Origin of the sequence: Flavobacterium sp. LHD-85 (assembly GCF_030929595.1) — a bacterium.
Taxonomy (GTDB): Bacteria; Bacteroidota; Bacteroidia; order Flavobacteriales; family Flavobacteriaceae; genus Flavobacterium.
Genome location: NZ_JAVFVR010000009.1, coordinates 128,943 through 152,852 on the forward strand (window position 1 = coordinate 128,943; position 23,910 = coordinate 152,852).

31 protein-coding genes are annotated in these 23,910 nt (G+C 32.6%); 24 read left to right on the forward strand and 7 right to left on the reverse strand.

Features of this window, described 5'->3' with window-relative positions; genetic code table 11:
• Positions 1 to 46: 46 nt before the first annotated feature.
• Positions 47 to 466: a hypothetical protein gene (locus RB618_RS15785; RefSeq protein ID WP_308069618.1), complete on the reverse strand. Its 420-nt coding sequence runs from the start codon at positions 464 to 466 to the stop codon at positions 47 to 49.
• Positions 467 to 547: 81 nt separating this feature from the next.
• On the opposite strand from RB618_RS15785, the gene RB618_RS15790 reads away from it, so the two are divergent.
• From RB618_RS15790 to RB618_RS15805, 4 genes are all read left to right on the forward strand, one after another.
• The gene (locus RB618_RS15790) at positions 548 to 955 is read left to right on the forward strand and encodes a glyoxalase (RefSeq protein ID WP_308069619.1); all 408 of its coding nucleotides are present in this window, start codon (positions 548 to 550) and stop codon (positions 953 to 955) included.
• A gap of 5 nt (positions 956 to 960) precedes the next feature.
• Positions 961 to 1,383, forward strand: a complete 423-nt coding sequence (locus tag RB618_RS15795) for a hypothetical protein (RefSeq protein ID WP_308069620.1) — start codon at positions 961 to 963, stop codon at positions 1,381 to 1,383.
• A gap of 9 nt (positions 1,384 to 1,392) precedes the next feature.
• Positions 1,393 to 1,968, forward strand: coding sequence for a Crp/Fnr family transcriptional regulator (locus RB618_RS15800; protein WP_308069621.1), 576 nt, complete (start codon positions 1,393 to 1,395; stop codon positions 1,966 to 1,968).
• Between the two features lie 125 nt (positions 1,969 to 2,093).
• Positions 2,094 to 3,065 carry a zinc-binding alcohol dehydrogenase family protein gene (locus RB618_RS15805; RefSeq protein WP_308069622.1) on the forward strand — a complete coding sequence of 324 codons (972 nt, stop codon included), beginning with the start codon at positions 2,094 to 2,096 and terminating at the stop codon, positions 3,063 to 3,065.
• A 155-nt stretch (positions 3,066 to 3,220) separates the two neighbouring features.
• On the opposite strand, the gene RB618_RS15810 is transcribed toward RB618_RS15805, so the two are convergent.
• Positions 3,221 to 5,197: a dehydrogenase E1 component subunit alpha/beta gene (locus tag RB618_RS15810; RefSeq protein WP_308069623.1), complete on the reverse strand. Its 1,977-nt coding sequence runs from the start codon at positions 5,195 to 5,197 to the stop codon at positions 3,221 to 3,223.
• Positions 5,198 to 5,387: 190 nt separating this feature from the next.
• Between RB618_RS15810 and RB618_RS15815 the strand changes: the two genes are divergently transcribed.
• From RB618_RS15815 to RB618_RS15885, 15 genes are all read left to right on the forward strand, one after another.
• The gene (locus tag RB618_RS15815; protein WP_308069624.1) at positions 5,388 to 6,338 is read left to right on the forward strand and encodes a 2-oxoglutarate and iron-dependent oxygenase domain-containing protein; all 951 of its coding nucleotides are present in this window, start codon (positions 5,388 to 5,390) and stop codon (positions 6,336 to 6,338) included.
• Between the two features lie 113 nt (positions 6,339 to 6,451).
• Positions 6,452 to 6,784: a translation initiation factor gene (locus RB618_RS15820; RefSeq protein WP_308069625.1), complete on the forward strand. Its 333-nt coding sequence runs from the start codon at positions 6,452 to 6,454 to the stop codon at positions 6,782 to 6,784.
• Positions 6,785 to 6,873: 89 nt separating this feature from the next.
• Positions 6,874 to 7,743 carry a nucleoside phosphorylase gene (locus RB618_RS15825; protein ID WP_308069626.1) on the forward strand — a complete coding sequence of 290 codons (870 nt, stop codon included), beginning with the start codon at positions 6,874 to 6,876 and terminating at the stop codon, positions 7,741 to 7,743.
• 11 nt (positions 7,744 to 7,754) lie between these two features.
• On the forward strand, positions 7,755 to 8,195 hold the full coding sequence (locus tag RB618_RS15830; protein ID WP_308069627.1) for a DinB family protein: 441 nt from the start codon (positions 7,755 to 7,757) through the stop codon (positions 8,193 to 8,195).
• 3 nt (positions 8,196 to 8,198) lie between these two features.
• Positions 8,199 to 8,591 carry a VOC family protein gene (locus RB618_RS15835; protein ID WP_308069628.1) on the forward strand — a complete coding sequence of 131 codons (393 nt, stop codon included), beginning with the start codon at positions 8,199 to 8,201 and terminating at the stop codon, positions 8,589 to 8,591.
• The gene (locus RB618_RS15840; protein WP_308069629.1) at positions 8,591 to 9,067 is read left to right on the forward strand and encodes a DUF4265 domain-containing protein; all 477 of its coding nucleotides are present in this window, start codon (positions 8,591 to 8,593) and stop codon (positions 9,065 to 9,067) included. The genes RB618_RS15835 and RB618_RS15840 overlap by 1 nt, the downstream gene beginning before the upstream one ends.
• A 243-nt stretch (positions 9,068 to 9,310) precedes the next feature.
• Complete coding sequence (locus RB618_RS15845) at positions 9,311 to 10,162, forward strand: substrate-binding domain-containing protein (RefSeq protein ID WP_111378019.1); 852 nt, start codon at positions 9,311 to 9,313, stop codon at positions 10,160 to 10,162.
• Between the two features lie 19 nt (positions 10,163 to 10,181).
• Positions 10,182 to 11,114 (forward strand): transglutaminase, encoded by a 933-nt coding sequence (locus tag RB618_RS15850; protein ID WP_308069630.1) that lies wholly within the window; start codon positions 10,182 to 10,184, stop codon positions 11,112 to 11,114.
• A 216-nt stretch (positions 11,115 to 11,330) separates the two neighbouring features.
• Positions 11,331 to 11,702, forward strand: a complete 372-nt coding sequence (locus RB618_RS15855; RefSeq protein ID WP_308069631.1) for a hypothetical protein — start codon at positions 11,331 to 11,333, stop codon at positions 11,700 to 11,702.
• Between the two features lie 207 nt (positions 11,703 to 11,909).
• Positions 11,910 to 13,496: a ribosomal protection-like ABC-F family protein gene (gene abc-f / locus RB618_RS15860; RefSeq protein ID WP_308069632.1), complete on the forward strand. Its 1,587-nt coding sequence runs from the start codon at positions 11,910 to 11,912 to the stop codon at positions 13,494 to 13,496.
• Positions 13,497 to 13,641: 145 nt separating this feature from the next.
• A complete protein-coding gene (locus RB618_RS15865) occupies positions 13,642 to 14,694 on the forward strand; it encodes a linear amide C-N hydrolase (RefSeq protein ID WP_308069633.1) in 1,053 nt (350 codons plus the stop codon).
• Positions 14,695 to 14,832: 138 nt separating this feature from the next.
• The gene (locus RB618_RS15870) at positions 14,833 to 15,150 is read left to right on the forward strand and encodes a helix-turn-helix transcriptional regulator (RefSeq protein ID WP_008464153.1); all 318 of its coding nucleotides are present in this window, start codon (positions 14,833 to 14,835) and stop codon (positions 15,148 to 15,150) included.
• 3 nt (positions 15,151 to 15,153) lie between these two features.
• On the forward strand, positions 15,154 to 15,621 hold the full coding sequence (locus tag RB618_RS15875; RefSeq protein ID WP_308069634.1) for an SRPBCC domain-containing protein: 468 nt from the start codon (positions 15,154 to 15,156) through the stop codon (positions 15,619 to 15,621).
• Between the two features lie 5 nt (positions 15,622 to 15,626).
• On the forward strand, positions 15,627 to 16,004 hold the full coding sequence (locus tag RB618_RS15880; protein WP_308069635.1) for a DoxX family protein: 378 nt from the start codon (positions 15,627 to 15,629) through the stop codon (positions 16,002 to 16,004).
• 12 nt (positions 16,005 to 16,016) lie between these two features.
• The gene (locus tag RB618_RS15885; protein WP_308069636.1) at positions 16,017 to 16,574 is read left to right on the forward strand and encodes a DUF4256 domain-containing protein; all 558 of its coding nucleotides are present in this window, start codon (positions 16,017 to 16,019) and stop codon (positions 16,572 to 16,574) included.
• A gap of 207 nt (positions 16,575 to 16,781) precedes the next feature.
• Here RB618_RS15885 and RB618_RS15890 read toward each other — a convergent pair whose 3' ends face one another.
• Entirely contained in the window at positions 16,782 to 17,132 is a 351-nt protein-coding gene (locus tag RB618_RS15890; RefSeq protein WP_308069637.1) for a DUF2200 domain-containing protein, read from the reverse strand.
• Between the two features lie 118 nt (positions 17,133 to 17,250).
• Here RB618_RS15890 and RB618_RS15895 point away from each other — a divergent pair, with 118 nt between their 5' ends.
• Entirely contained in the window at positions 17,251 to 17,649 is a 399-nt protein-coding gene (locus tag RB618_RS15895) for a VOC family protein (RefSeq protein ID WP_308069638.1), read from the forward strand.
• A gap of 137 nt (positions 17,650 to 17,786) precedes the next feature.
• Here RB618_RS15895 and RB618_RS15900 read toward each other — a convergent pair whose 3' ends face one another.
• From RB618_RS15900 to RB618_RS15910, 3 genes are all read right to left on the reverse strand, one after another.
• Positions 17,787 to 18,182: a VOC family protein gene (locus RB618_RS15900; RefSeq protein WP_308069639.1), complete on the reverse strand. Its 396-nt coding sequence runs from the start codon at positions 18,180 to 18,182 to the stop codon at positions 17,787 to 17,789.
• 78 nt (positions 18,183 to 18,260) lie between these two features.
• The gene (locus RB618_RS15905) at positions 18,261 to 18,758 is read right to left on the reverse strand and encodes a hypothetical protein (protein ID WP_308069640.1); all 498 of its coding nucleotides are present in this window, start codon (positions 18,756 to 18,758) and stop codon (positions 18,261 to 18,263) included.
• An 82-nt stretch (positions 18,759 to 18,840) separates the two neighbouring features.
• Positions 18,841 to 19,683: a chromate resistance protein ChrB domain-containing protein gene (locus RB618_RS15910; protein ID WP_308069641.1), complete on the reverse strand. Its 843-nt coding sequence runs from the start codon at positions 19,681 to 19,683 to the stop codon at positions 18,841 to 18,843.
• Positions 19,684 to 19,894: 211 nt separating this feature from the next.
• On the opposite strand from RB618_RS15910, the gene RB618_RS15915 reads away from it, so the two are divergent.
• Together RB618_RS15915 and RB618_RS15920 are read left to right on the forward strand one after the other, a co-directional pair.
• Positions 19,895 to 20,425, forward strand: a complete 531-nt coding sequence (locus RB618_RS15915; protein WP_308069642.1) for an endonuclease V — start codon at positions 19,895 to 19,897, stop codon at positions 20,423 to 20,425.
• A gap of 168 nt (positions 20,426 to 20,593) precedes the next feature.
• On the forward strand, positions 20,594 to 21,652 hold the full coding sequence (locus tag RB618_RS15920) for a serine hydrolase domain-containing protein (RefSeq protein ID WP_308069643.1): 1,059 nt from the start codon (positions 20,594 to 20,596) through the stop codon (positions 21,650 to 21,652).
• A 42-nt stretch (positions 21,653 to 21,694) separates the two neighbouring features.
• Here RB618_RS15920 and RB618_RS15925 read toward each other — a convergent pair whose 3' ends face one another.
• The gene (locus RB618_RS15925) at positions 21,695 to 22,276 is read right to left on the reverse strand and encodes an HD domain-containing protein (protein WP_308069644.1); all 582 of its coding nucleotides are present in this window, start codon (positions 22,274 to 22,276) and stop codon (positions 21,695 to 21,697) included.
• Positions 22,277 to 22,406: 130 nt separating this feature from the next.
• On the opposite strand from RB618_RS15925, the gene RB618_RS15930 reads away from it, so the two are divergent.
• Positions 22,407 to 22,970 (forward strand): Crp/Fnr family transcriptional regulator, encoded by a 564-nt coding sequence (locus tag RB618_RS15930; protein ID WP_308069645.1) that lies wholly within the window; start codon positions 22,407 to 22,409, stop codon positions 22,968 to 22,970.
• Between the two features lie 74 nt (positions 22,971 to 23,044).
• A complete protein-coding gene (locus RB618_RS15935) occupies positions 23,045 to 23,845 on the forward strand; it encodes an MBL fold metallo-hydrolase (RefSeq protein WP_308069646.1) in 801 nt (266 codons plus the stop codon).
• Positions 23,846 to 23,910 lie beyond the last annotated feature (65 nt).

The window sequence follows — 23,910 nt, forward strand, 5'->3', positions numbered from 1 at the left end:
GAAACTTGAAACTTGAAACTTGAAACTTGAAACTTGAAACAAACCCTCACTCCTTCTCTATTTTCTCAAAAAGAAACTCAGGATTATTATACTCAATAGGAACTTCAGGAACGTAACACGGAAGATTAAAGTAAGTTCCAACTACTCCTTTTCCTAAATAAAGTTTATTCTCTTTCTTTAAAAGCGCTAAAGGAACTCTTTTCCAAGCTCCGCCGAAGGAAATATAATGATAATCGCCTCGAAGCGTATCGCCTCTTAAATCACCTCGTACATCTCCAGAATCTTTTCCAGTTCCATAATGATTAATTTCGTAACGACCATAAAAACGTTTATTGTTTATATGAATATCCAGAACCGCTGTATCTTTATTATTTACAGCACGATATAATTGACGATTGTATTTTTCTTTATCTTCTTTAGAATTGCAAGAAGCTAGTAACAAGCAGAGAAACAGAAATAATCGCATAATTTATTTTTAGAAAAACAAAAATAGGTTTTTACTGTGGGATTATTTATTTAACTTTAAGAAAAACTTAAAACAAATACCATGGAAGATAGAGACACTTTTTTAAAAGAATTCAGAGGCGAAACTTTAGGAACTGTAAGTGCTCAATCTTCAGCAGATGAGATCTTTCAAAACCAGACCATCAGGCCTATTTTAAAATTGCAAAACGACTTATTCATTGCCGTTTTTATCAATTACGTAAACAAAAACAAACCAGATTTTTATTCGTACTCGGTTGAAAAGAAACTTCAAACTATCGAAAATTCCATTCAAAAAGACATTAAATTCAGAAATTCTTTAAAAGGAATTGTAATGGCGCTTTTTACAGTTGATGAATACAATACCTATATTAAGAATTCTTCTGATTTGAATAAACGTATGATGAACTTGTTGATTGACCGATTGAAAAATCAGGCGCAATTGTTTGAAGTGGAATCGGATTCTAAATAACAATAATGATTAAAGCATACCATTATCTGTACTTTCGTACTTATGAAATTATTTCAGAAACAAATAAGACTTCGGCTGAATCTTCAACTGCAAGATTTTTGTCTATTCTTTTTTTTATAAACATATTGACTTTATATTCTTTATTTTTTAACTCATATAATGATATTACTTTTTACAGTTTTAGCGCTTTTGGAATAGTTGCATCAATTTTAAATTTAAAATATTTTGATGATGCTAAGCATAAATTTATTCTTTATGAATTTAAAGATTTAAAAATAAATAGGATTTATAGAATACTTGTTGACGGCTATCCATATCTCTCTTTCATACTTTTATTTAGCTCACTTGATATTGGATTTTATGCGATTTATTATTTTATTGGAATAGTAATTTTGATAAAAGCTGTAACCTATTTTTGGAACTTATAATTTGAAAACATGTTCAACCAATTCCGAAACAAATTCCCTTTAACCGATGAAAAATGGAAAGAATATATCGGTTATTTTAATTTTCTTGAAGTTCCTGCAAAAACAACCCTTTTAGAAGAAGGCGAAGTTTCAAAAAAACTTTATATCATAGAAAAGGGCTGTATTCGGGTTTGGTTTAACAATAACGGAAAAGATCTTACTACACAATTCTTTTTTGAAAATGAGAGTGTTGCTTCTATCGAAAGTTTTATGAAAAAACTTCCGAGTCCGACAAATATAGAAACGATTGAGCCTTCAGTTTTGTGGTGGATTCATAAGAATGATCTGGATAAAATTCTAGAAGAAATCAAAGAGATCCCTGAATTAAGGGATAGTCTCATTAATAAGCTTTTTGAGCGCACTTTTGATTATATGAAATATTTTGTTTCGTTTATAAAAGATTCCCCTGCAGAGCGTTATTCTAACTTAATTAAAGAAAGGCCTCAAATCGTATTGCGTGTTCCACAGCATTATATCGCTTCTTATTTAGGAATAACAACTGTGCATCTAAGCAGACTAAAAAGTAAACTATTAAGTAAAGAATAATTGACTTTTTAGTCAAACTTAAATTGACTTATATAACTTATATGGTTTAAAGAAAAATTTGATAACAAATGTTATCGTATGCCCATAAACGGCTGTCTAATTTTGCTTCATAAAATTTAATAATTATGAAAGCAGCAGTAGTTTATAAAAAAGGAGAATCTCCAAAATATGCAGAATTTGAAGAGCCAATTGCATCCAATGAAAACGAAATTTTGGTTTCGGTAAAAGCCGTAGCTATTACGAATTTGGATAAAGGAATTGCAAGCGGAGATCATTATTCTTCAGAAAAAGAAAATCAAAACGGATTTATTGTAGGAAGCGACGGAATTGCAGTTCTTGAAAACGGAACAAGGGTTTACGCTCGAGGAATCTCAGGAACAATCGCAGAGAAAGCTTTAGTAGAAAAAAACAGAATGGTTGCATTACCAGACGGAATTGATGATGCAACAGCCGCAGCTATGCCAAATGCGGTTGCAGGTTCGGCAATGGCACTTCGTTTTAGAGCAGGAATAAAGCCAGGCGAAACGGTTTTGATAAATGGAGCAACTGGTTTTACAGGACAAATGGCAGTTCAAATTGCAAAACATTATGGAGCTAAGAACATTATTGTTATAGGAAGAAACGAAAAAGCGCTAGAAAGCCTTCTAGAATTAGGTGCGGATGAAATTGTTTCTCTAAAACAAGATGATGAATCTTTTATTTCTCAGTTAAAAGAAATCCATAAAAATACTTCAATAGATATTGTAATAGACTATTTGTGGGGACATTCGGCAGAACTTATCTTTTCAGTTTTAAAAGGAAATGGAAATTTTACACATAAAACTCGATATGTTTCAGTAGGTTCAATGTCTGGAGATACCATTCGATTATCGGCTCAGATTTTACGAAGTGTCGATCTTGAGTTATCTGGTTCAGGATTAGGAAGCTGGACAAAAGAAGAAGTCAAATTATTGTTTTCTGAAATACTTCCTGAAATGTTTCTTTTAGCTTCAAAGAATATACTAAAAGTAAATATTGAAACAGTAAATCTATTCGATATAGAAAAAAAATGGAATGCAGAAGTTCCTGACGGAAAGCGTTTAGTTGTGATGATCTAAAATTTTTAAACACATAGAAACATAGTTTATCGCTTCTTAAAAAGATAAATAAAAGAAACTAGTTTCTCACACATAGCTATGTGTGTTTAAACAAGTGAAACGCCTTTTATAGATTCCAAGAAGTTATGTTTCTATGTGTTTAATTTTTATTTTTTCTAATATTCTAACAACTCTTTCAAAGCTTCCTCAAATCTATTTTTTGGTAAAAACTGATCTTCAAGTGCTTTAGTAAACGGAATCGGCGAATCTAAGCTTGCTACACGTTTTACAGGAGCGTCTAAATATTCAAAGCAATTTTCCATAATTAAAGCCGAAATATCACTTGCGATTCCGCCAAATAGGGTGTCTTCTTGATAAATTATAGCTTTTCCAGTTTTCTTAACCGAAGCAAAAATAGTTTCTGTATCTAAAGGCTGTAAAGTTCTTAAATCAATCAAATCAGCATCAATTTCTGGATGTTGTGCTAAAGTGTCTAAAGCCCAATGAACAGTAGCTCCAAAGGCAATAATCGTAACCGATTTCCCTTCTTTAATCAAAGCCGCTTTACCTAAAGGAATAGTATAATAATCTTTTGGAACGTCTTGATAAATACTTCGGTATAATAATTTATGCTCGAAGAATAAAACTGGATTCGGGTCGTTAATTGCGGTGTTCAAAAGCCCTTTTGCATCGTATGGAAATGCTGGATAAACTACTTTTAAACCTGGAGTTTTAGTAAACCAAGCCTCATTGGTTTGAGAGTGAAATGGCCCAGCTTGAGTTCCTCCGCCACAAGGCATACGAACGACAACATCGGCTTTTTCGCCCCATCGATAATGAGATTTGGCTAAAAGGTTCACAATCGGATTAAATCCAGACGAAACAAAATCAGCAAATTGCATTTCTACAATCGCTTTATAACCGTTTATCGAAAGTCCCATTGCTGTTGAAACTATGGCGCTTTCGCATATTGGCGTATTGCGTATTCTGTCTTTTCCAAAAGCATCAACAAAGCCCTCTGTAATTTTAAAAGCTCCACCGTATTCAGCAATATCCTGCCCCATAATTACAAGGTTTTTATGGCGCCACATAGATTGTTCTAAACTATTTCTGATAGCATCTATAAAACGAATATTCTCCGAATCTGAACTATGGCTATATTCCTCATATTTAAATTCTTCATAAACATCATTTAATTCTCCACTATAAGTTGGTTCTATTTCTGGCTCGGCATTTGCGATTGCCCAATTCTCATCGATTTCGTGTTTTATTTCGGCATGAAATTGTTCATCTAATTCAGCTGTTAGAATTCCGTTTTCAGTCAAATATTTTCTATAATTCGTAACGGGATCTCTCAGTTCCCATTGATCCATTAATTCTTGCGGAACATATTTTGTACCACTTGCCTCTTCATGCCCACGCATTCTGAAAGTTTTAAATTCCAACAAAATCGGACGTGGATCTTCCTGCATTTCTTTTTTCAACTGAGACAATTTATTGTAGATTTCTACAATATTATTTCCGTCAATAATCCAGCTTTTAATTCCGTAGCCAATTCCTTTATCAGCCAAGTTTTCGCAAGCGTATTGTTCGTTGGTTGGTGTCGAAAGTCCATAGCCGTTATTTTCTATAACAAACAATACAGGCAGCTTCCAGACTGCGGCAATGTTTAATGCTTCGTGAAAATCGCCTTCACTTGTAGCGCCTTCACCGGTAAAGACAGCGGTGATTTTTTTATTGTCTTGAAGTTTATTCGCAAGAGCGATTCCGTCAGCAATTCCTAACTGCGGACCCAAATGCGAAATCATTCCAATAATATTATATTCTTGCGTTCCGAAGTGAAAACTTCTATCGCGACCTTTTGTAAAACCATTTGCTTTTCCTTGCCATTGTGAAAATAAGCGGTGCAACGGAATTTCTCTAGTAGTAAAAACACCAAGATTTCGATGCATTGGAAGCACATATTCAGACGAATCTAAAACAGCGGTGACACCAACTGCAATCGCTTCTTGTCCTATTCCAGAAAACCATTTGGAGACTTTTCCTTGCCGAATCAAGATGAGCATCTTTTCTTCGATCAATCGGGGTTTTAATATTTTTTTGTATAAATCTAATAATTGCGCGTCAGTCAGGTTTTGGCGGTAAAAGATCATGTAATATTTTGTTTTTTAGTGTTTCAAATATAACAAATTACTACTGTTTTATTAGATTCTGAAATAAAATTTTAATCAGAAATCTGCTTTTAATGCCTGAGCTTAAGATTATTTTCTAAAATATTATCTACCTTTGTTAGCGAAAGGTGCTTATGACACCTTTCTTCTTTTAAAATAAAAAATGTAAAGTATGCAAAACATTCCTAGTGTAGACTTACGTGATTTCCTTTCGGACGACCCGAAACGTAAACAAAAATTTGTAAATGAAATCGGCAGTGCATTTGAAAACATTGGCTTCGTAGCCTTAAAAGGTCATTTTCTTGATGATCAATTGGTAAACGAACTTTATGGTGAAATTAGAAACTTTTTCGCCTTGCCAATAGAAACTAAGCATAAATATGAAATTCCTGGAATCGGCGGACAAAGAGGTTATGTTTCTTTTGGAAAAGAGCATGCTAAAGGACGCAAAGAAGGAGATTTAAAAGAGTTTTGGCATTTTGGCCAGTACGTAGACGCAACTTCAAGATGGGCTTCAGAATACCCAGACAATGTTGAAGTTACTGAATTACCTCGTTTTAATGCAGTTGGTAAAGATGCTTATCAAAAACTAGAAAAAACGGGTGTTTATGTATTAAGAGCTTTGGCTTTACATTTAGGTTTAGATGAGTTTTATTTTGATAACTATGCAAAAGAAGGAAACTCAATTTTAAGACCAATCCACTACCCTCCTATTACTTCAGAGCCAGAAAATGCAATTCGTGCAGCGGCTCACGGTGATATTAACTTGATTACATTGTTAATGGGAGCTCAAGGAAGAGGATTGCAAGTTCAAAATCATAATGGCGATTGGATTGATGCTATTGCTGAGGATGATGAATTGGTAATCAATGTTGGTGATATGTTATCTAGACATACCAACAATAGATTGAAATCTACAATTCACCAAGTGGTAAATCCGCCAAGAGAGTTGTGGGGAACTTCACGCTATTCAATTCCGTTTTTCATGCACCCAGTAAGCGATATGCGTTTGGATTGCCTTGAAAATTGTATTGATGAAGAAAACCCAAAGAAATACGAAGATATTTCAGCTGGAGAGTTCTTATACGAACGTTTAGTAGAATTAGGCTTAATCAAAAAATAAGCTTAAATAATTTCAAGATATAAAAATTCCAAATTCCAAGTTTTTCTTGGGGTTTGGAATTTAATTTTTAGATATCTTTATGCATGAAAATTTATTTTTAGAATAAAAAAAATATGGACTTTAAAGATCAATTAAAAAACTTATTTCCAGATCATATTGAATCAAATGAGCCTGAACAAGTTGAAGAACAAGAACACGTTCTTTATGTTCAGAAGGAACCTATGATTTGTAAATTTGAAAAAAGAAAAGGAAAACCAACCACTATTATTGAAGGTTATGAAGGTTCGGATGAAGATTTTAAAATCTTAGCCAAAGAAATCAAAACCAAATTAAGCGTCGGAGGAACTTTTAAAGACGATTCGATTATAATTCAAGGCGATTACCGAGATAAAATAATAGCAATCTTAAAAGAAAAAGGATTTAAAACCAAACGTGTAGGCGGCTAGAATTATAAAATTCCAAATTTTAAATTCCAAATTCCAAGTTGAAAAACTTAGAATCTTAGCACCTTAGAAACTTAGCAATTTAAACAGAAATGATACAATCTTCAGAATTGATATTAAATCCTGACGGAAGTGTTTACCACTTAAACCTTCGTCCAGAACATATAGCACACGACATTATCTTTGTTGGTGACCAAAACAGAGTAGAAAAAATTACTCAGTTTTTTGATTCAATTGAATTTTCTACTCAAAAAAGAGAATTTAAAACCCAAACTGGTATTTATAAAGGAAAAAGAATTTCTGTGGTTTCTACAGGAATTGGCCCGGATAATATTGATATTGTACTGAACGAATTAGATGCTTTGGTAAATATCGATCTAAAAACACGTCAGCCAAAAGAAAAATTGACTTCTTTGAATATTATCAGAATTGGAACTTCGGGTTCATTGCAGGAAGATATTCCTGTCGATAGTTTTGTAATGTCTAAGTTTGGTTTAGGATTAGACAATATGCTTCGCTCCTACTTAATCGACAATGTTTCTATTGCAGAAATTGAAGATGCATTTGTAAAACATACCAATTGGGATCCTAAAAAAGGAAAACCTTATGTGACACAATGCTCTGAAAAACTAGAAAAACTAATCGAATCAGATCGAATTTCTAAAGGAATTACCGCAACTGCTGGAGGATTTTACGGGCCTCAAGGAAGAGTTTTGCGTCTGAATATTCAAGACGAAGAACTAAATAATAAAATGGATAATTTTAGTTTTAATGAAACTAAAATCACTAATTTAGAAATGGAAACAGCAGCAATTTATGGGCTTTCGGCTCTTTTAGGCCATAATGCTTTATCGTTGAACGCGATTATTGCCAATCGTGCTTCTGGTACATTTAGTGCTGATCCTTATAAAGCTGTTGATGAATTGATTGCTTATACGTTGAATAAATTGGCAGGTAATTAATTAGAGATTTTATGCAAAACGCTATTCTTAAATTTGAACAGTTATTGAACGAAAATGTCAATTATATTCAGACAATACCGAATGAAGTTTTAGAAGAAAAAAATCCTGGTAAATGGTCTAAGAAAGAGATTTTAGGGCATTTGGTAGATTCTGCAATTCACAATCTGGTTCGTTTTACCGAGATTAATTACGCAGAGAAACCTTATCGACACAGGCCGTACAATCAAATGGATTTAGTAAATATAAATCAATATCAGAAAATAGGCATTCAGGAACTTACTCAGCTATGGTTTACCATAAACAAGCAGATGGTGAGATTAATGAAGTCTGTCGATGAAAAAGCTTTAGATTATAAAATCATTTTGTCCGACGAATCTGAAATAGATTTAAGGTTTTTAATGATCGATTATGTTGAACATTTAGAACATCATATTAATCAAATAAGAGCATAAATTATGTTTTTGAGAGTGGCCAGACATACGAATGATTTAGAAAGAATTGAAAATTTTTATGTTGATGTGCTCGGATTTGAACGGTTGGGCGGATTTGAACATCATAACAATTATGATGGTGTTTTTGTCGGAAAACCTGGTTTAGATTGGCACTTTGAGTTTACTCAATCTCAAGTTGCGGCAAAACACACTTTTGATGAGGACGATGTTATGGTCTTATACCCAAAAACTATTGCAGATTACGATAAATTAGTACATAAATTAACGCAGCACAATATTACAGTTATTCCATCACTGAATCCTTTTTGGAATGAAAACGGAAAAATGATTCAAGATCCAGATGGTTACAGAATTGTAATATCACCTTTAAAAGCTGTAATTAGCGAAATTCAATAATGGAACAGGAAACGCACAAGAAAATATTGTTTAAATACTATAGTGATTATCTAGACGAAGTTGTGTCAGAAACTATGTGGGCAGAAATTATTGATCTGGAAAAAGGTCTTTTCAAACTGGATAATATTCCGTTTTTTGGCCCTTTAATTGCTACAGATGACATTTTTTATGCAGAGTATGATGAAACAGAAGAACGTTTTATGCATAGAAAAACGATTCAGAATTCAGGAAATTCGATTATTCAGGTGGCTGTTCTAGAAAAAGGATTTGACAAGGAAATCATTAGAGACAAACTAAAAGTGCTTAATTGCCTCTCTGAAGGGCTAAATGAAACTTTTTTTGCAGCAGAAATTACCAAAGATGTTGATTATACTTTAGTAAGAAGCCTTTTGAATGAATATGAATCTAAAGAAATTATAGAATTTGCAGAACCTTGCCTTTCAGAAAAACATAGGGCAGATTTATTAAAAAACTAATATTAAAATTTAGTTTAAACACATAGAAACATAGATTTTTATTGAATCTATTTAAGATTTTAGAAAAAGCAAGCTTTAACACATAGCTATGTTTACTGAAATTAGTGAAACGTCTTTTTTTAAATTTTAAGAAGCTATATTTCTATGTGTTAAAATAACTTTGATTAATAGATATAACTAACCAAACTTAACAATACGATTACGCATACGCATACCAAGCAACTTAACTTAAACTTAAAATAAATGAAAACTGTCAAAATTGCGGGTGTTCCGGAACACTTCAATTTGCCGTGGCATCTATGCATAGAAAACGGCGAATTTGAAGAAGAGAACATCGACTTAAAATGGACAAATGTTCCCGAAGGAACCGGGAAGATGTGTCAAATGCTTCGTGACGGAGAAACAGATTTGGCTGTTATTCTAACCGAAGGAATTCTTAAAGATATTGCAGCTGGTAATCCGAGCAAAATCGTGCAGGTTTATGTGCAATCTCCTTTAATATGGGGAATTCATGTTGATGCAAAATCTGATTTTAAATCACTAAAAGACCTTAAAAACAAAAAAGCCGCAATTTCGAGAATCGGTTCAGGATCACAACTAATGGCTTATGTAAATGCAAATGAGCAAGGCTGGGAAATGGATGATCTTGAGTTTGAAATTGTAAATACAATTGATGGCGCTGTCGATGCTTTGACCAATAAAAAAGCTGATTATTTTATGTGGGAACGTTTTATGACCAAACCGCTTGTAGATAAAGGCATTTTTAGAAGAATTGACGACTGCCCTACTCCTTGGCCTTCATTTATTATTGTAGGACGTGACGAATTCTTGAAAAAGAATCCTAAAACAGTAGAAACGATTCTTAAAATAATCAACAAGACAACTGTTGATTTTAAAGAGATTCCAGAAATAGACAAGAAATTATCTAAACTGTTTAATCAAAAAGCAGAAGATATTAAAGAATGGCTGAAACTGACCCAGTGGTCACAGAAAAATTTGACAGAAAAATCTTTTAATAAAATTCAAAATCAATTATTTGATCTGGGAATTATTGATAAAAAAAGTATTTTTGTAGAAACAGTAAAAGCATTGTAAATACTGCTTTTTGATTCGTATGATGAAATTCCCTAAAATTGACTTACCGCAATTAAAATCTAAACTACAGGTGAAATCACCGTGGGACAGGATTATTATCTCGCTGTTGAGTCTTTTAATTACGATTCCGATTTTCATCATACTGCATCAAAATTTAATTGATTTGGAATGGGCTTTCAATCTAGATCGTGTATTTATCTTCATTTTTGTTTTTGCAGCCATATTTTTTCTTCTGATGTATCTCAGAACAATAATTATTCTGTGTGTGGCAGTTTATTTATTAATCCTGTTTTACGGATCTGTAATTGGAAATTATGGTTTTAGCGAAATCTCAGAAGATTATAATTCGATGGTTTATACCATGTCTGACAATCCATATCCGCAAGATATTATTGTAGCCAAACTACTTCCTTTCCCTAATAAAACAAAAATTATCAATGCTATCGAATATCAGAATCCTAAGGTGCGAAACTTTGCTATTATGGCAACAACAAAGCATTTTAAAGGCATTAGAGGATATTCTGATTATAGAACCATAATTCAGTGTTTTGCTGTTTTTAAAGAAATAAACGGCAGATGGAACTATGTAAACGATCCAAAAGAAGGTGATTATATTGCAACCGCTAGCGAATCTTTAGAATATTTCTCTGGCGATTGCGATGATCATTCTATTTTGATGGCAGCCGCTGTGCGCTCTATCGGCGGAACTCCTAGACTTATTCATACAAAAGGACACATTTACCCTGAAATTTTGATTGGTTCGATGATTGATTTGGAAAAAGTCAATTATCTAATTAAAAATGTCCTTTTTGTAAAAGAAAGTTATGGTAAAAAACTGCATTATCATATAGATGAACGCGGTCAAGTTTGGATGAACTTAGACTATACGGCAACTTATCCTGGAGGACCATTCATGTACGAAGAAATTTTAGGAGCTTTAACCTTAAATTAGCGCACCTCATAAAGCCAATTAGACTAAATTTGACTTCCTTTAAAGGTGATTTGTAAACAACTGGTTATCAGTAAAAGTCCCGAAAACAAAGACTTTCAGGATTAAAAGAAGTTTATTTTTAGATGTAAAAAAAATCTTTATAAATATTTGATTTCGAATATTTTAATGTCATTTTTTTTTGTAACTTTTTCCTGTTTAACTTTTAATCACAAAATCATGAAAAACTCTAAATTATTTACCCTCGTAATTGCCATTGCTGTCGTTGTATTAATTGCTTCATGCCATATGAAAAGAGACAAGCTTGTGAATTCATGGAAAGTGACTGCAGTAGAACCCAAAGAAGCTGTTTCTGATTCTACAAAAAACGCGATTTTAACCAATGGTATGCTTACTTTTACTGAAGATGGGCATGTAACAGGATATTTGCTTCGTGAAATCACGGACGGAACTTATGCGTTAACTCAAAAAGGCAAAAAACTGGTAATTAAAGACGAAGTTGGAACGCCTTATGTTTGCGAAAGTACTATAACAGAAGATCAATTAATTCTGGACACCAAAGAAGCTAAACTGACATTTAGTAAAATTTAAATATAGAATTATAATATAATTCAATGCTAAAAAACCATTCTTTACAATTGTAATGAATGGTTTTTTGATTTTTACGACTAAAATAAATACCTTTGCAACTCTTAAAATAAGCGCGCTCTATGTGAAAAATAATTTCTTTCAGGAAAATTTAGCCGACAACCACAGATTTGTGGCTGTTAAATTATTTATCTATAAAAGAAAGGAATTATGCTTATTCTTCAAAATATCTCGTATCAGCATGAGAATAAAGACATGCTGTTTCAAAACATTAGTTTTACACTCAACAACCATGATAAAACCGCTTTGGTCGGAAATAATGGTATTGGAAAATCTACATTACTAAAAATCATCTCTGGTGAATTACAGCCTTTTTTAGGACAGATTATTCAGAATTCGAAACCTTATTTTGTGCCGCAATTATTCGGTCAGTTTAATGGCTTTACAATTGCTGAAGCTTTGCAGATAAAGGAAAAAATAGCTTCACTTAAAGAAATACTTGAAGGTACAGTAACCGAAGAAAATCTTCTGCTTCTAAATGACGATTGGACAATTGAAGAGCGCTGTAATGAAGCCCTATCGTATTGGCAACTCTCTGATTTAGATTTAAGCCAAAAAATGGAAACTCTCAGCGGCGGACAGAAAACAAAAGTCTTTTTAGCCGGAATTATGATTCATGAACCTGATTTAGTTTTGTTAGATGAACCTAGCAATCACTTAGATTTTGCTGGAAGAACATTATTGTATGATTTTATAAAATCTACATCAAGTACACTTTTAGTGGTTAGTCACGATAGAACACTTCTTAATCTTTTAAATAAGACTTTAGAAATGTCAAAAAATGAAATTTCAGTCTATGGCGGTGGTTATGATTTTTATAACGACCAAAAGAGAATTGAAAACAATGCTTTAGAACAAGACGTTCAGAGCAAAGAAAAGGCATTGAAAAAAGCTAAAGAAAAAGAACGGGAAACTATCGAACGCCAAAACAAGCTGGATTCTAGAGGCAAAAAGAAACAGGAGAAATCTGGTGTTGCCAGAATCATGATGAATACGCTTCGAAATAAAGCCGAAAACAGCAGTTCTAAACTGAAAGATGTTCATACTGAAAAAATCAGCGGTATTTCTGAAGATTTAAGACAGTTGCGATCGTCTCTTCCTGCTATAGATCAAATGAAATTTGGCTTTAATAATGCCTCTTTTATTAAAGGGAAAACACTTTTTAAAGCTTCCGATCTTAATTATGCTTATGGAGATAAGTCTCTTTGGAATGAAAATCTCAATTTTGAAATTCTTTCTGGAGAACGTATTGCCATAAAGGGCCTTAATGGATCAGGAAAAACAACTTTAATCAAGATTATTCTTGGAGAATTAATTCCAACGCAAGGTCAAGTGGCTTCATTGGCAAAAAAAGCAATTTATATTGATCAGGATTATTCATTATTGGATCAGAATCTTAAAATTTACGAACAAGCTCAGGCTTTTAATGATTGCGGTTTAGAAGAGCATGAGATAAAAATGAGACTGAATCGCTTTCTATTTTCTAGAAATGACTGGGATAAACCTTGCAGTGCACTAAGCGGCGGTGAAAGAATGCGTTTAATGTTATGCTGCTTAACAATTAGTAATGAATCGCCTGAGATTATTATTCTCGATGAACCAACAAACAATTTAGATATTCAGAATATTGAGATTCTGACTGCGGCTATCAATGAATATCAGGGCACTTTAATTGTGATTTCACATGATCAATTGTTTTTGGATCAAATCGATATAGAGAAAAGCATCTCGCTTTAAAATAAAAACTATTAGCGCTGAGAATTATCCTGGCGCTTTTCTTTTAGTATTAATTTGGTATTCAGAATATTGAAATAAAAATTCCGTAAATTGCAGTAAAAACTGATAAATTCAAGTTGCATGTTTAATTAAAATCCAAAATTTTATGAAACCAAAAAACAGAATTCTTCCTGCCCTACTTGCTTTTACATTACTAATAACCGAAACTGTTTTACCGTGTACGAGAGTTGTTTATGAAGGTTTAAACGGAACAATTATTACTGCGCGTTCAATGGATTGGCGCGGAGAAATTCCTGCAAATTTGTGGATTTTTCCTCGCGGAATTGAAAGATCTGGTGAAGTTGGAACCAGTTCGATTAAGTGGAAATCTAAATACGGAAGTGTGATTACTAGTTCTTGGGACATTGCTTCTTCTGACGGTATGAACGAAAAAGGTCTTGTAGGTAATCTTTTGTGGCTTGTAGAATCGCAATATCCTGCATTTGAAAAAAACGGAAAAGTAAAAGGTTTGGCTGTTTCCTTATGGCTTCAGTATGTTTTAGATAATTTTTCTACCGTTGCAGAAACCGTTTCTGCATTAGAAAAAAACGCTTTTGCCATTACCTCTTCGCATATTCCGGGAACGAATATTTTTGCGACAGTGCATCTGTCTATTTCTGACTCGAGTGGCGATAACGCAATTTTCGAATATATAAACGGTAAGTTAGTTATTCATCATGATAGAAAATATGTAACCATGACCAATTCACCTATTTTCGATCAGCAATTGGCCATCAATGCGTATTGGAAAGGAATCCCAGGCACCATTATGCTTCCAGGAACGAATCGTGCTGCAGATCGCTTCGTGAGAGCTTCCTATTATATTGATGCTATTCCGAAAACAGACAATACCAGAACGGCTTTGGCAAGTGTTTTTGGGGTCATTAGAAATTGTTCTGTTCCGTTAGGTATTTCCTCAGAAACAGAGCCAAACATCTCCTCTACCCGCTGGAGAACGGTTGCCGACCAGAAAAATCTAGTTTATTATTTTGATAATGTTTTGAATCCAAATGTGATTTGGGTTGAATTCAGTAAAATTGATTTTAGCGAAAAAGGAAAAATCAAGAAATTAAGTCTTGCTAACAATGAAAATTATGCAGGCGATTCACTCTTGAATTTCAAAGAAACAAAGCCTTTTCAGTTTGCTGGACTGGATTAAAAATGCTTTTTCTAAGTAAATTAAAAATCATAAAACCTTCAAATTGAAAAGTTTGAAGGTTTTCTTTTTGAAAAAAAATCAAAAAAAATATTGCGCAGTCAAATGACTTCATTATATTTGCAGTCAAATAACTGCACAATGGAAATTAGAAGAGATGTTTTTCAAGCAATAGCCGATCCTACGCGAAGAGCTATTTTAAGTTTAGTTGCCATTCAGGCTATGACGCCTGGGGCAATTGCAGAGAATTTTAATTCGTCAAGGCAGACGATTTCAAAGCATATTCAGATTTTAAACGAATGTGAGCTATTACATCAAACACAAAACGGAAGAGAAATTTATTATCATTTAAACCCAGAAAAAATGAAAGAAATTGACAAGTTTATCGAGCCATTCAGAAAAATGTGGGACGATCGTTTTAATAAGTTAGAATCAATTATGAAAAACTATAAAAAATAAAGCATGGAAAAGAAAACAAAAATTCACGCCGAAGATGACAGATTAGATCTTGTAATCACGAGAGAATTTAATTTGCCTGTAGAATTGTTATTTAAAGCTCATACTGAATCTGAAATTGTAGCCCAATGGATGAGCACAAAAGTATTGAAGCTAGAAAGCAAAAAATATGGAGGATGGGAATACGAAACCAGCGATCCGAATGGAAATGTAGTTTTTAAAGCAAATGGGGTTTTTCATGATTTTGTTCCAAACCAAAAAATAGTGCGCACTTTTGAAATGGACAATATCAATTTTGCGCCTCAGTTGGAATTTTTAGAATTCGAAAAACTAACTGATGATACCAGTAAGCTAACTATGCAGATTATTTATAAATCGATTGAGCATAGAATGACGCAATTAAAATTGCCATTTGCACAAGGTTTAAATATGGCACACAACCGATTGGAAGAAATTGTAACTAAACTAAAATAAAAATCATGAGCAAAAAGAATAAAATTATCTATTGGATCGCCACTTTATGGCTGGCTTTGGGAATGACAGCTACAGGAATTGTACAGCTTATACCTGTAAAAGAAGAAGCAGAAATGATACAGCATTTAGGATATCCGCTTTATTTTTTAACTCTTTTAGGCGTTTGGAAGCTTTTGGGAGTAATCGCAATTTTAATTCCGAAATTCTGTTTGTTAAAAGAATGGGCTTATGCAGGTTTCTTTTTTGCTATGTCTGGAGCTGTAGTTTCACATTTGGCTGTTAAAGATGACGCTTCAGCACTTTTTGGGCCAACATTATTGATTGTTCTAACAGTAGTTTCTTGGTATTTCAGACCTGAAACTAGAAGATGCAGTTCTAATTAAAAACTTAAAAAAATGAAAAAACAACTGACAATAAACGAACAGGAAGAATTATTAAGCATTCTTGAAAAACGTTTTGAGAAGAATAAAAATCGACATGAAAATCTAGATTGGTCAAAAATTGAAGCTAAACTAAAAGCTAATCCGTCAAAACTATGGTCTCTTGATGAAATGGAGAGAACTGAAGGCGAGCCTGACGTTATAGGTTATGATAAAAAAACAGATGAATATCTTTTTGTAGATTGTTCTGCTGAAAGTCCGAAAGGTCGTAGAAGCATTTGTTACGATCATGAAGCGCTAGAAAAAAGAAAAGAACATAAACCTGCAGATAGCGCTATAAATATGTCGAAAGAAATGGGAGTTGAAATCTTAAACGAAGCGCAATATAAAGAACTGCAAAAATTAGGGAAATTTGATGCCAAAACGTCAAGCTGGATTTTGACTCCACCAGAAATAAGGAAATTAGGCGGTGCAATTTTCTCAGATTTTAGATATAATACCGTTTTTGTTTATCACAATGGTGCAGAATCGTATTATGCTGCGAGAGGATTTCGCGGTTTGTTGAGAGTTTAAAAGAATTCATTCCGTAGGAATGTCTCATCGGTAGAACTAGATTGAATTAGAGGGTATACGTTCCGTAGGAACGATTGATTTTTTTGAAATTTTATTCTATTAAAATCAGGTGTCCCTACAGGACACAATATAGACGTAATTTTCTCTTTCGACCAATGAAATATTCCTACGGAATATTTTTGTATAGCTATAGTCTAGTCAGCTTTTTTATTCTCTTAAAATCTTCTCCATCTTTCTTCCTTTGGCGATTTCATCAATTAGTTTGTCTAAATATCGCATTTTTTGAATTAATGGATCTTCAATCTCTTCAACGCGATAGCCACAAATCACTCCTGTAATTTTAGAAGCATTCGGATTGAGTTCTGGAGCTTCGGCAAAGAACGTTTGAAAATCAACTCTCTTTTCAATTTGTTCTTTAATTTGATCATCACTATATCCTGTAAGCCATTTGATTACAATATCTAATTCTTCTTTTGTTCTTCCCTTTTTTTCCACTTTTTGAATGTATAAAGGATATACGCTAGAAAATAGGATTTTGTAGATTCTTTCCGTTTTCATTTTGCTTTAATTTAGATTGAAATACGTTTATGTAAATATAATTCAAAAGCAAATAGAATAAAAATACAAGCAATATTTAATATCTTAGATTCTTGAAAATAACCTTAAAAACCAACCTATGGAAAATAATTCAAACGAAACAACACCAAAAGTGACTGGACTTGGCGGTATTTTCTTTTTTATGGATAATCCGAAAGAAACGAAAGAATGGTACGCCAAAAATTTAGGATTAGAAATCAACGAATGGGGATCTTCAAGTTTTGAATCTAGAAATATTGATAATCCAGAACAGATAGAATCAACACAATGGTGTCCTTTTAAGAAAGGAGACGAATACTTTTCACCATCAAAAAAAGAATTTATGGTAAATTATCGTGTTCAGAACATTGAAGGTCTTCTAGAAAAATTGAAAGCAAACGGTGTTACTGTTCTTGATGATATTGAAACGTACGAATATGGCAAGTTTGTACACATTATGGATACAGAAGGCAATAAAATTGAGCTTTGGGAACCTTAAATTGAGTTTTGAATTATGAATTATGAGTTATTGCTAAACGTAAGTGAAAAATATGTTTAATGCATTAGTTAAAATTAATTACTATTCAAAAAATAGGTTTTTAAAACTGATTGCTGGCAATTTGTTAGAGAAATTAATCACATTCCCGGCCAATATAAAAAATTAAATTTATGCCCGTCTGGATCTGAAAAACCAAAAGTATAACCAATTTCAAAATTCTCAGGTTCAGAGAAAATAGTTCCGTTGATTTCTTTTATTTTATTGTACCAAAGATCTACCTCCTCTACACTACTGGCAGACAAAGAAAACACAATTTCGTTATCTACTTCCGTGTTGGATAGTTTTCCTTTTATAGCATTTTCTAATCTTTTTGGTGCAAAAAAATTAATCACAAAATCATTCTCTCCAAAAACAAAACTTACTAATTCCTTTGTTTCTTGTCCGTTTTGTTTAAAACCAAGAGCAGCATAAAATTGAATTGTTTTATGTATATCGTGTGAAACCAAGTTCGCCCATATCATTTTAGTTTTCATAAACTTTAGTTTTAATTGATTATAACTAAGGTAGTGATAATCAGTTAACTTTGCAGGTGTTTTTTAGTTTAAAAATGATTAAAAAGCAATTCCAAACTGAAAACCTACCGTAAAACTAGCAGGATGATCGTTACCAAAACGAACAGGCAAAGGCATGGCAACATAATAACTGCAGCTGTTGTTTTTGATTATTGTTTTATTAAAAACTGGTGTAAAACCATATCGTCCGCCACTTTCAAAAGCTGCTCTTCCTGCAAATGTGTACCCTTTTCCTAAAGCCACCAAAACTCCAGGATGAAATAACAAATTGGTCACTTTACTTGTTCCCTGATCGTCTTTTATGTTGGGAACCATTTCAAATGAAAATCCGATTTTTTCATTTTTCCAAATATTGATTCCCGTAGGAAAGCCTACAGCATAATAATCTCTGAAATTTACAGTAGTTTCATCTTTGTTTATCGAGACTATTGGATGCATTATGCCAAAATATCCGGTTATTTTCGGATAAGTAGATTGTGAGAAAACTGTAAAACCTGCAAGTAATACGGTAAGAATTAAAGCGCGTTTAAATGGCATTGTTTCTAGTTTTGATTAGTTAAACAAAGCTAGAAGCTTACATTTGCAAAAAATAGAACCCAATTTACCTTTTGTATCTCGTTTACTTTTTTGACTTTTTTCTATAAGAAGATGGATTCTTTCCTGTGTGAAGTTTAAAAATTCTGGTAAAATGGCTTTGATCTGAAAAGCCAGTCATATAAGCTATTTCAGTTAATGTATGTGAGGAATTTTCGATGAGATTGATTGCTTTTTCAATGCGAAGTTTTCTAACATATTCGCCAAAATTTAAATCCTCAAAATGTTTTGAAAATTCTCGCGATAAATAGGACGGGTTTAAATCTAGTTCACTTGAAATTTTCTTTAAATCAAAAGTAAACTGAGCATCTATCTGATCTTGAATTATATTTTTCAAATCTTTTACCCACAAAGGCGTTTTTCCAGATGCTTTTTTGTCTTTTAGAAACTTATTATAAACTTCATGCAACAGTTTTTCGAATGGACTATTTTGCAAATGATTTTGCTGATACAAATGTGTTGCCCAACTGTACAAGGCGTCGTAAAGAAGCATTCCTTTTTCTAAAAGCTCGTAATCATCTTTAACGTTATACGCCAATCCTGCGGAAATAGCCCAAAGTCCAGCTGATTCTTTCGCGATTTCGTGTCTGTCGGTATCTGCGCCCCGCACAATTCCTGCGATAATTTTAACTGCAGGGTCTTTTATATCGTATCTTTTTACGATGTAATCAAAAGTACATTCTTCATTATAATGCGTAAACTCAACGTTTGGAATATCAAACGGAATAGCATTTAGCTCTTTGGCTTTCGTGATAACATCATCAAAAGGCACATAAATGAACTCAGATTTAGGATCAACAAATTTTCGAATCAGCCACGGACAGGCAATTCTATCTATTTTTGGTCTTTCTCTAGTGATCCATTTCATTTTTAAATAACTTTTAAGGAATGTCTTTTAATACTTTAGCTAAACTACATCTATTTATGAGTTTTTCAAAAGCTTGGATTTTAAAGTTTTGTGATTTTTTGAATGATGATAAATTAGAGCTAAAGAAAACTTCTAAATTAATTGTCTTCAGTGATGAGAGTTTCTCCACTATTTTTCTATTTTTAGACTTTGATACTTTATAGACTAATATATGATCCTAGCTTTTGATACTTATTACTTTGACCAAAAAGCAAAAACAATTTGTCTTGAATTTGCAGATTGGAATGAAGATAAAAACTTTAAAATTCATTCTGAAACAATAGACAATGTAGCGGAATATATTCCTGGCGAATTTTATAAAAGAGAATTGCCATGTATTTTGAGTTTGTTAAACCAAATTGATTTATCTGTAATTGAAGCAATAGTTGTTGATGGTTTCGTGTATTTAAATGACGAACAGAAGTATGGTTTAGGAGGTTATTTGTACGAAAAGCTGAATAAACAAATTCCGATTATTGGTGTTGCCAAAACGAATTTTGCTTCTATAGAAAAGAATAAAAAAGCACTGTTTAGAGGAGACAGCAAGAAACCGTTATATGTTACTTCTATCGGAATTGATCTGGACGAAGCTTATAAAAAAGTGGAAAGCATGCATGGAGAATTTAGAATGCCAACTTTATTAAAAGAATTGGATAGGCTGACAAAGGAAAATTTAGAAATAGAAAAACAGGAAAATACTTAAGCACAAAGTACTTATTATCAAGGAATTGTAAGTACTCGTACTTATAATAAAAAAAGTCGAACCATTTATTTTAAGAAAATGCGTTCGACTTTTTTTATTCGGTCGTGTAAGTATAGTTCGTTTTGGAGATTTGTATCGAAATAAATTTTAAACCTTAAAAACGATACCATGAAAACTTCAGTAAAAATCTTAGCAGTACTTTTAATAATAAGTAATATCTCTTTTGGACAAGATGTTGCCAAAAAGATTGATTCTATAGTAAAAGACAATTATCAAAAAAATCCAAATGTAGGCATTAGTGTTGGCTTCATTAAAGATGGAAAAGAATTCTATACTTCATACGGGAACTTGAATTCGAGAAGCGATGCAAAAATAGATAAAAACTCGATATTCGAAATCGCTTCGATCACTAAGATTTTGACTTCTAATTTAATTGCGCAGGCAGTTAATGAGAATAAAATTAAAACAGATGATTTTATAGACGCTTATCTTCCTACAGCATATGTATTGCATCCAAATCTTCAAAAGAAAATAAAAATTTCAGATTTGGCCTCTCACCAATCTGGTTTGCCTGATATTGATTTCGGAAAACTGATTGAACTTAATCCGCAACAGCCTGTAAGCAGCGTAACACAAGAAACATTGTCTTCGTTAATTAACAACTGCACAGAATTAGCAGATTATGGCAAATATCGTTATTCAACAATAGGCTATACTTTGCTTGGTCAAATATTGGAAAAAATTTATAATAAAAGTTATGATGAAATTATTAGAGAAAAGATGATTCAGCCATTAAAAATGAAAAGAACACTTACTAAAGATTTTGATGTAAAAAACATCACGACGAGCCATAATCCAGATGGCGGAATTCAGGAATTCTTTAAATGGAATATTACAGCTCCAGCTGGATTAGTAAAATCAAACGCTTCTGATATGATTCTTTATTTAAAAGCTGTTTTAAACGAAAAGAGTACTGTTGGTAAAGCTGCGTTACTTACAGAAAAAATCTATTATAAAGATCAAAAAAGAGAAATGGGATTAGGCTTAGGGATCATGACAGATGAAAAAAATACAATTTACTCAAAATCGGGAGATTCTATGGGGCAGTCTTCAATTATATGCTATAACAGAGACAAAAATTGGGGAATCATTATCTTATTAGACCAGCGAAATTCAAAAATGAGACAAAATTTACTTAACACTATCTATGATAATGTTTTAAAATAAATTAAAACAAAAACTCCTCAATCTATTTGAGGAGTTTTGTTGTTACAATTGGTTAGCAGTGCTAAGAAAACGATTATACTCTCGAATTTTAGTCTTTAACCTTTCTGCTAAATAGACATTTCCATCTTTAAGTTCGCTATGTATAATTTCGGCTTCTTCAATATATTTTAACTTTTTATTGTCATTCCAATAATATGGCGGTTCGTATAAATTGCATATTCTATCGGCCATTTTTACAGCCCAAACTTCTATTGGCTGTTTTTTAATTCTATTTAAACTATCTCGCATTTTTTCTAAAGAATCCTCTATTTCATCATTCTTAGTTAATGCCAAGACTCCAGAAGCTACTTCAATTCCAAATAAATCATTTACTCTTTCAAAATCAAAAGGAGTATCTTCAATAGAATCATGTAACATTGCACATTTAATAGCAAGATCAGAATTCATATTATCTGTCAAACGACTGGCATTTAAAACTTCAAGAACAACACTTCCTATATGATTGATATATTCCACTCTTTCGCCTTCATTGCTTCCCCCATATTTTTGTCCGTCATGAAGTTTAGAAACCAATTGCCAAACATTTTGTATTTCGTCTATTGACCAGTCATTTTGCTGTTTCATAATTTTAGTTTTGATTGAATGTAATTTAGAACTTTTTCTAAATATTTGCAACAATTCAGCATCTTGTTCTGTATTTTCAATTGTTGGAATGATTGTATATTAGCTTAAAATAAAAACTGAATCATTTAAAATGACATCATTAATAAAATATTTTGAAGACCTAGGCTTTCCAGAAGATACTTTGACGGAATTTTTAAGTTGCATAAAAACAAGGCCATTTTCGGCAAATGAGCTGATTCTAGCTGAAGGACAGCTGGAAAACTATTTATCATTTATTGATACTGGAGCTGTCAGATATTATGTGGTTGCAAACGATAAAGAAATTACTTTTGATTTTGCTTTCAAAAATTCATTTTATTGCGCATACGACTCTTTCTACAATAGAACCGCAACCAATGTGTATATCCAGGCATTAACAGATTGTCGATTGCATTCTATATCATACGAAAGTTTACAACGTCTTTACGAAAAATGTGAAACAGCTAAAAAACTTGGCCGAATCGCAACAGAGTATCTTTTGGATAAAAAAGTAAAAAGAGAATTAGATCTTCTAACCAAGACGCCACAAGAAAGATATGAAAGACTATTACTGGAACAGCCTAAATACATTCAACAGATTCCGCTAAAATATCTTGCCTCATATATTGGAGTCGTGCCAGAAACTTTAAGCCGAATAAGAAAACGCATTTCTTGACCAAAGTCAATTTGAAGACCATTTATTAAACTCAGATTTGTATGAACATTTTAACAATTTAAAATCAAGTACAAATGGAAGTTACAATTACACATATCGACACGGCTTGCGTGCTGATAAATATAAATGGATTTAAAATTTTAACTGATCCAACTTTAGATAAAAAAGATAGATTTTTTCCTCAATATGTCAGCAGTCCAATGGCATTTTCAAAAAAGTATTGCAGTCCTTCCCTATCCATTGAAGAAATTGGGAAAATAGATTTGGTGTTGTTAAGCCATGATCATCACAGTGATAATTTAGATAAAAATGGACGCATTTTTATTCAAACAGTTCTAACTGTTCTCTCTACAAAAGATGCTGTAAAACGTTTGAAAAACACCAATACAATAGGGCTTGACAACTGGCAAGAATATAATGTTGAAACTGAAAAAGTAAATAATCTAAAAATTACTGCGATACCAGCTCAGCATACCAATATCAAAAGATTGAATAAAGTTATGGGCAAGGTTATTGGTTTTATTTTAGAATGGGAAGGTCAGCACAACGGCTGTTTGTATATTTCGGGAGATACCGTACTTTTTGAAGGGTTGCACGAATTGGCGCAAAAGAAAAAGGTAGACATTGCAATCTTGCATTTAGGAGCAGGAGCATTTCCATACTTAAAGAAGAATTTAAGAGTTACCATGAATGGCGAAGAAGCAATTGTAACAACTCAACTTTTAAAACCGAGCGTTGTAATTCCTATACATTATGAAGGTTGGTGGCACTTTAAGCAATCTGTAAAATCATTAAAAAATGAAATTGAAAAGTCTGAGGTAAAAGAGAAATTCTTATGGCTAGAAAGTGGCGTTGAGACAATTCTGCTGAAATAAAGTTCTCATTGATATTGTCATAAAATTAGAATATCTGAAAAACATAAAGTGACTGAGTTTTAATT

What these genes read in the sequence shown, in the direction of transcription:
- RB618_RS15785 (WP_308069618.1), bottom strand. Translation starts at nt 466, where the DNA reads ATGCGATTATTTCTGTTTCTCTGCTTGTTACTAGCTTCTTGCAATTCT.
- RB618_RS15790 (WP_308069619.1), top strand. Translation starts at nt 548, where the DNA reads ATGGAAGATAGAGACACTTTTTTAAAAGAATTCAGAGGCGAAACTTTA.
- RB618_RS15795 (WP_308069620.1), top strand. Translation starts at nt 961, where the DNA reads ATGATTAAAGCATACCATTATCTGTACTTTCGTACTTATGAAATTATT.
- RB618_RS15800 (WP_308069621.1), top strand. Translation starts at nt 1,393, where the DNA reads ATGTTCAACCAATTCCGAAACAAATTCCCTTTAACCGATGAAAAATGG.
- RB618_RS15805 (WP_308069622.1), top strand. Translation starts at nt 2,094, where the DNA reads ATGAAAGCAGCAGTAGTTTATAAAAAAGGAGAATCTCCAAAATATGCA.
- RB618_RS15810 (WP_308069623.1), bottom strand. Translation starts at nt 5,197, where the DNA reads ATGATCTTTTACCGCCAAAACCTGACTGACGCGCAATTATTAGATTTA.
- RB618_RS15815 (WP_308069624.1), top strand. Translation starts at nt 5,388, where the DNA reads ATGCAAAACATTCCTAGTGTAGACTTACGTGATTTCCTTTCGGACGAC.
- RB618_RS15820 (WP_308069625.1), top strand. Translation starts at nt 6,452, where the DNA reads ATGGACTTTAAAGATCAATTAAAAAACTTATTTCCAGATCATATTGAA.
- RB618_RS15825 (WP_308069626.1), top strand. Translation starts at nt 6,874, where the DNA reads ATGATACAATCTTCAGAATTGATATTAAATCCTGACGGAAGTGTTTAC.
- RB618_RS15830 (WP_308069627.1), top strand. Translation starts at nt 7,755, where the DNA reads ATGCAAAACGCTATTCTTAAATTTGAACAGTTATTGAACGAAAATGTC.
- RB618_RS15835 (WP_308069628.1), top strand. Translation starts at nt 8,199, where the DNA reads ATGTTTTTGAGAGTGGCCAGACATACGAATGATTTAGAAAGAATTGAA.
- RB618_RS15840 (WP_308069629.1), top strand. Translation starts at nt 8,591, where the DNA reads ATGGAACAGGAAACGCACAAGAAAATATTGTTTAAATACTATAGTGAT.
- RB618_RS15845 (WP_111378019.1), top strand. Translation starts at nt 9,311, where the DNA reads ATGAAAACTGTCAAAATTGCGGGTGTTCCGGAACACTTCAATTTGCCG.
- RB618_RS15850 (WP_308069630.1), top strand. Translation starts at nt 10,182, where the DNA reads ATGATGAAATTCCCTAAAATTGACTTACCGCAATTAAAATCTAAACTA.
- RB618_RS15855 (WP_308069631.1), top strand. Translation starts at nt 11,331, where the DNA reads ATGAAAAACTCTAAATTATTTACCCTCGTAATTGCCATTGCTGTCGTT.
- abc-f (WP_308069632.1), top strand. Translation starts at nt 11,910, where the DNA reads ATGCTTATTCTTCAAAATATCTCGTATCAGCATGAGAATAAAGACATG.
- RB618_RS15865 (WP_308069633.1), top strand. Translation starts at nt 13,642, where the DNA reads ATGAAACCAAAAAACAGAATTCTTCCTGCCCTACTTGCTTTTACATTA.
- RB618_RS15870 (WP_008464153.1), top strand. Translation starts at nt 14,833, where the DNA reads ATGGAAATTAGAAGAGATGTTTTTCAAGCAATAGCCGATCCTACGCGA.
- RB618_RS15875 (WP_308069634.1), top strand. Translation starts at nt 15,154, where the DNA reads ATGGAAAAGAAAACAAAAATTCACGCCGAAGATGACAGATTAGATCTT.
- RB618_RS15880 (WP_308069635.1), top strand. Translation starts at nt 15,627, where the DNA reads ATGAGCAAAAAGAATAAAATTATCTATTGGATCGCCACTTTATGGCTG.
- RB618_RS15885 (WP_308069636.1), top strand. Translation starts at nt 16,017, where the DNA reads ATGAAAAAACAACTGACAATAAACGAACAGGAAGAATTATTAAGCATT.
- RB618_RS15890 (WP_308069637.1), bottom strand. Translation starts at nt 17,132, where the DNA reads ATGAAAACGGAAAGAATCTACAAAATCCTATTTTCTAGCGTATATCCT.
- RB618_RS15895 (WP_308069638.1), top strand. Translation starts at nt 17,251, where the DNA reads ATGGAAAATAATTCAAACGAAACAACACCAAAAGTGACTGGACTTGGC.
- RB618_RS15900 (WP_308069639.1), bottom strand. Translation starts at nt 18,182, where the DNA reads ATGAAAACTAAAATGATATGGGCGAACTTGGTTTCACACGATATACAT.
- RB618_RS15905 (WP_308069640.1), bottom strand. Translation starts at nt 18,758, where the DNA reads ATGCCATTTAAACGCGCTTTAATTCTTACCGTATTACTTGCAGGTTTT.
- RB618_RS15910 (WP_308069641.1), bottom strand. Translation starts at nt 19,683, where the DNA reads ATGAAATGGATCACTAGAGAAAGACCAAAAATAGATAGAATTGCCTGT.
- RB618_RS15915 (WP_308069642.1), top strand. Translation starts at nt 19,895, where the DNA reads ATGATCCTAGCTTTTGATACTTATTACTTTGACCAAAAAGCAAAAACA.
- RB618_RS15920 (WP_308069643.1), top strand. Translation starts at nt 20,594, where the DNA reads ATGAAAACTTCAGTAAAAATCTTAGCAGTACTTTTAATAATAAGTAAT.
- RB618_RS15925 (WP_308069644.1), bottom strand. Translation starts at nt 22,276, where the DNA reads ATGAAACAGCAAAATGACTGGTCAATAGACGAAATACAAAATGTTTGG.
- RB618_RS15930 (WP_308069645.1), top strand. Translation starts at nt 22,407, where the DNA reads ATGACATCATTAATAAAATATTTTGAAGACCTAGGCTTTCCAGAAGAT.
- RB618_RS15935 (WP_308069646.1), top strand. Translation starts at nt 23,045, where the DNA reads ATGGAAGTTACAATTACACATATCGACACGGCTTGCGTGCTGATAAAT.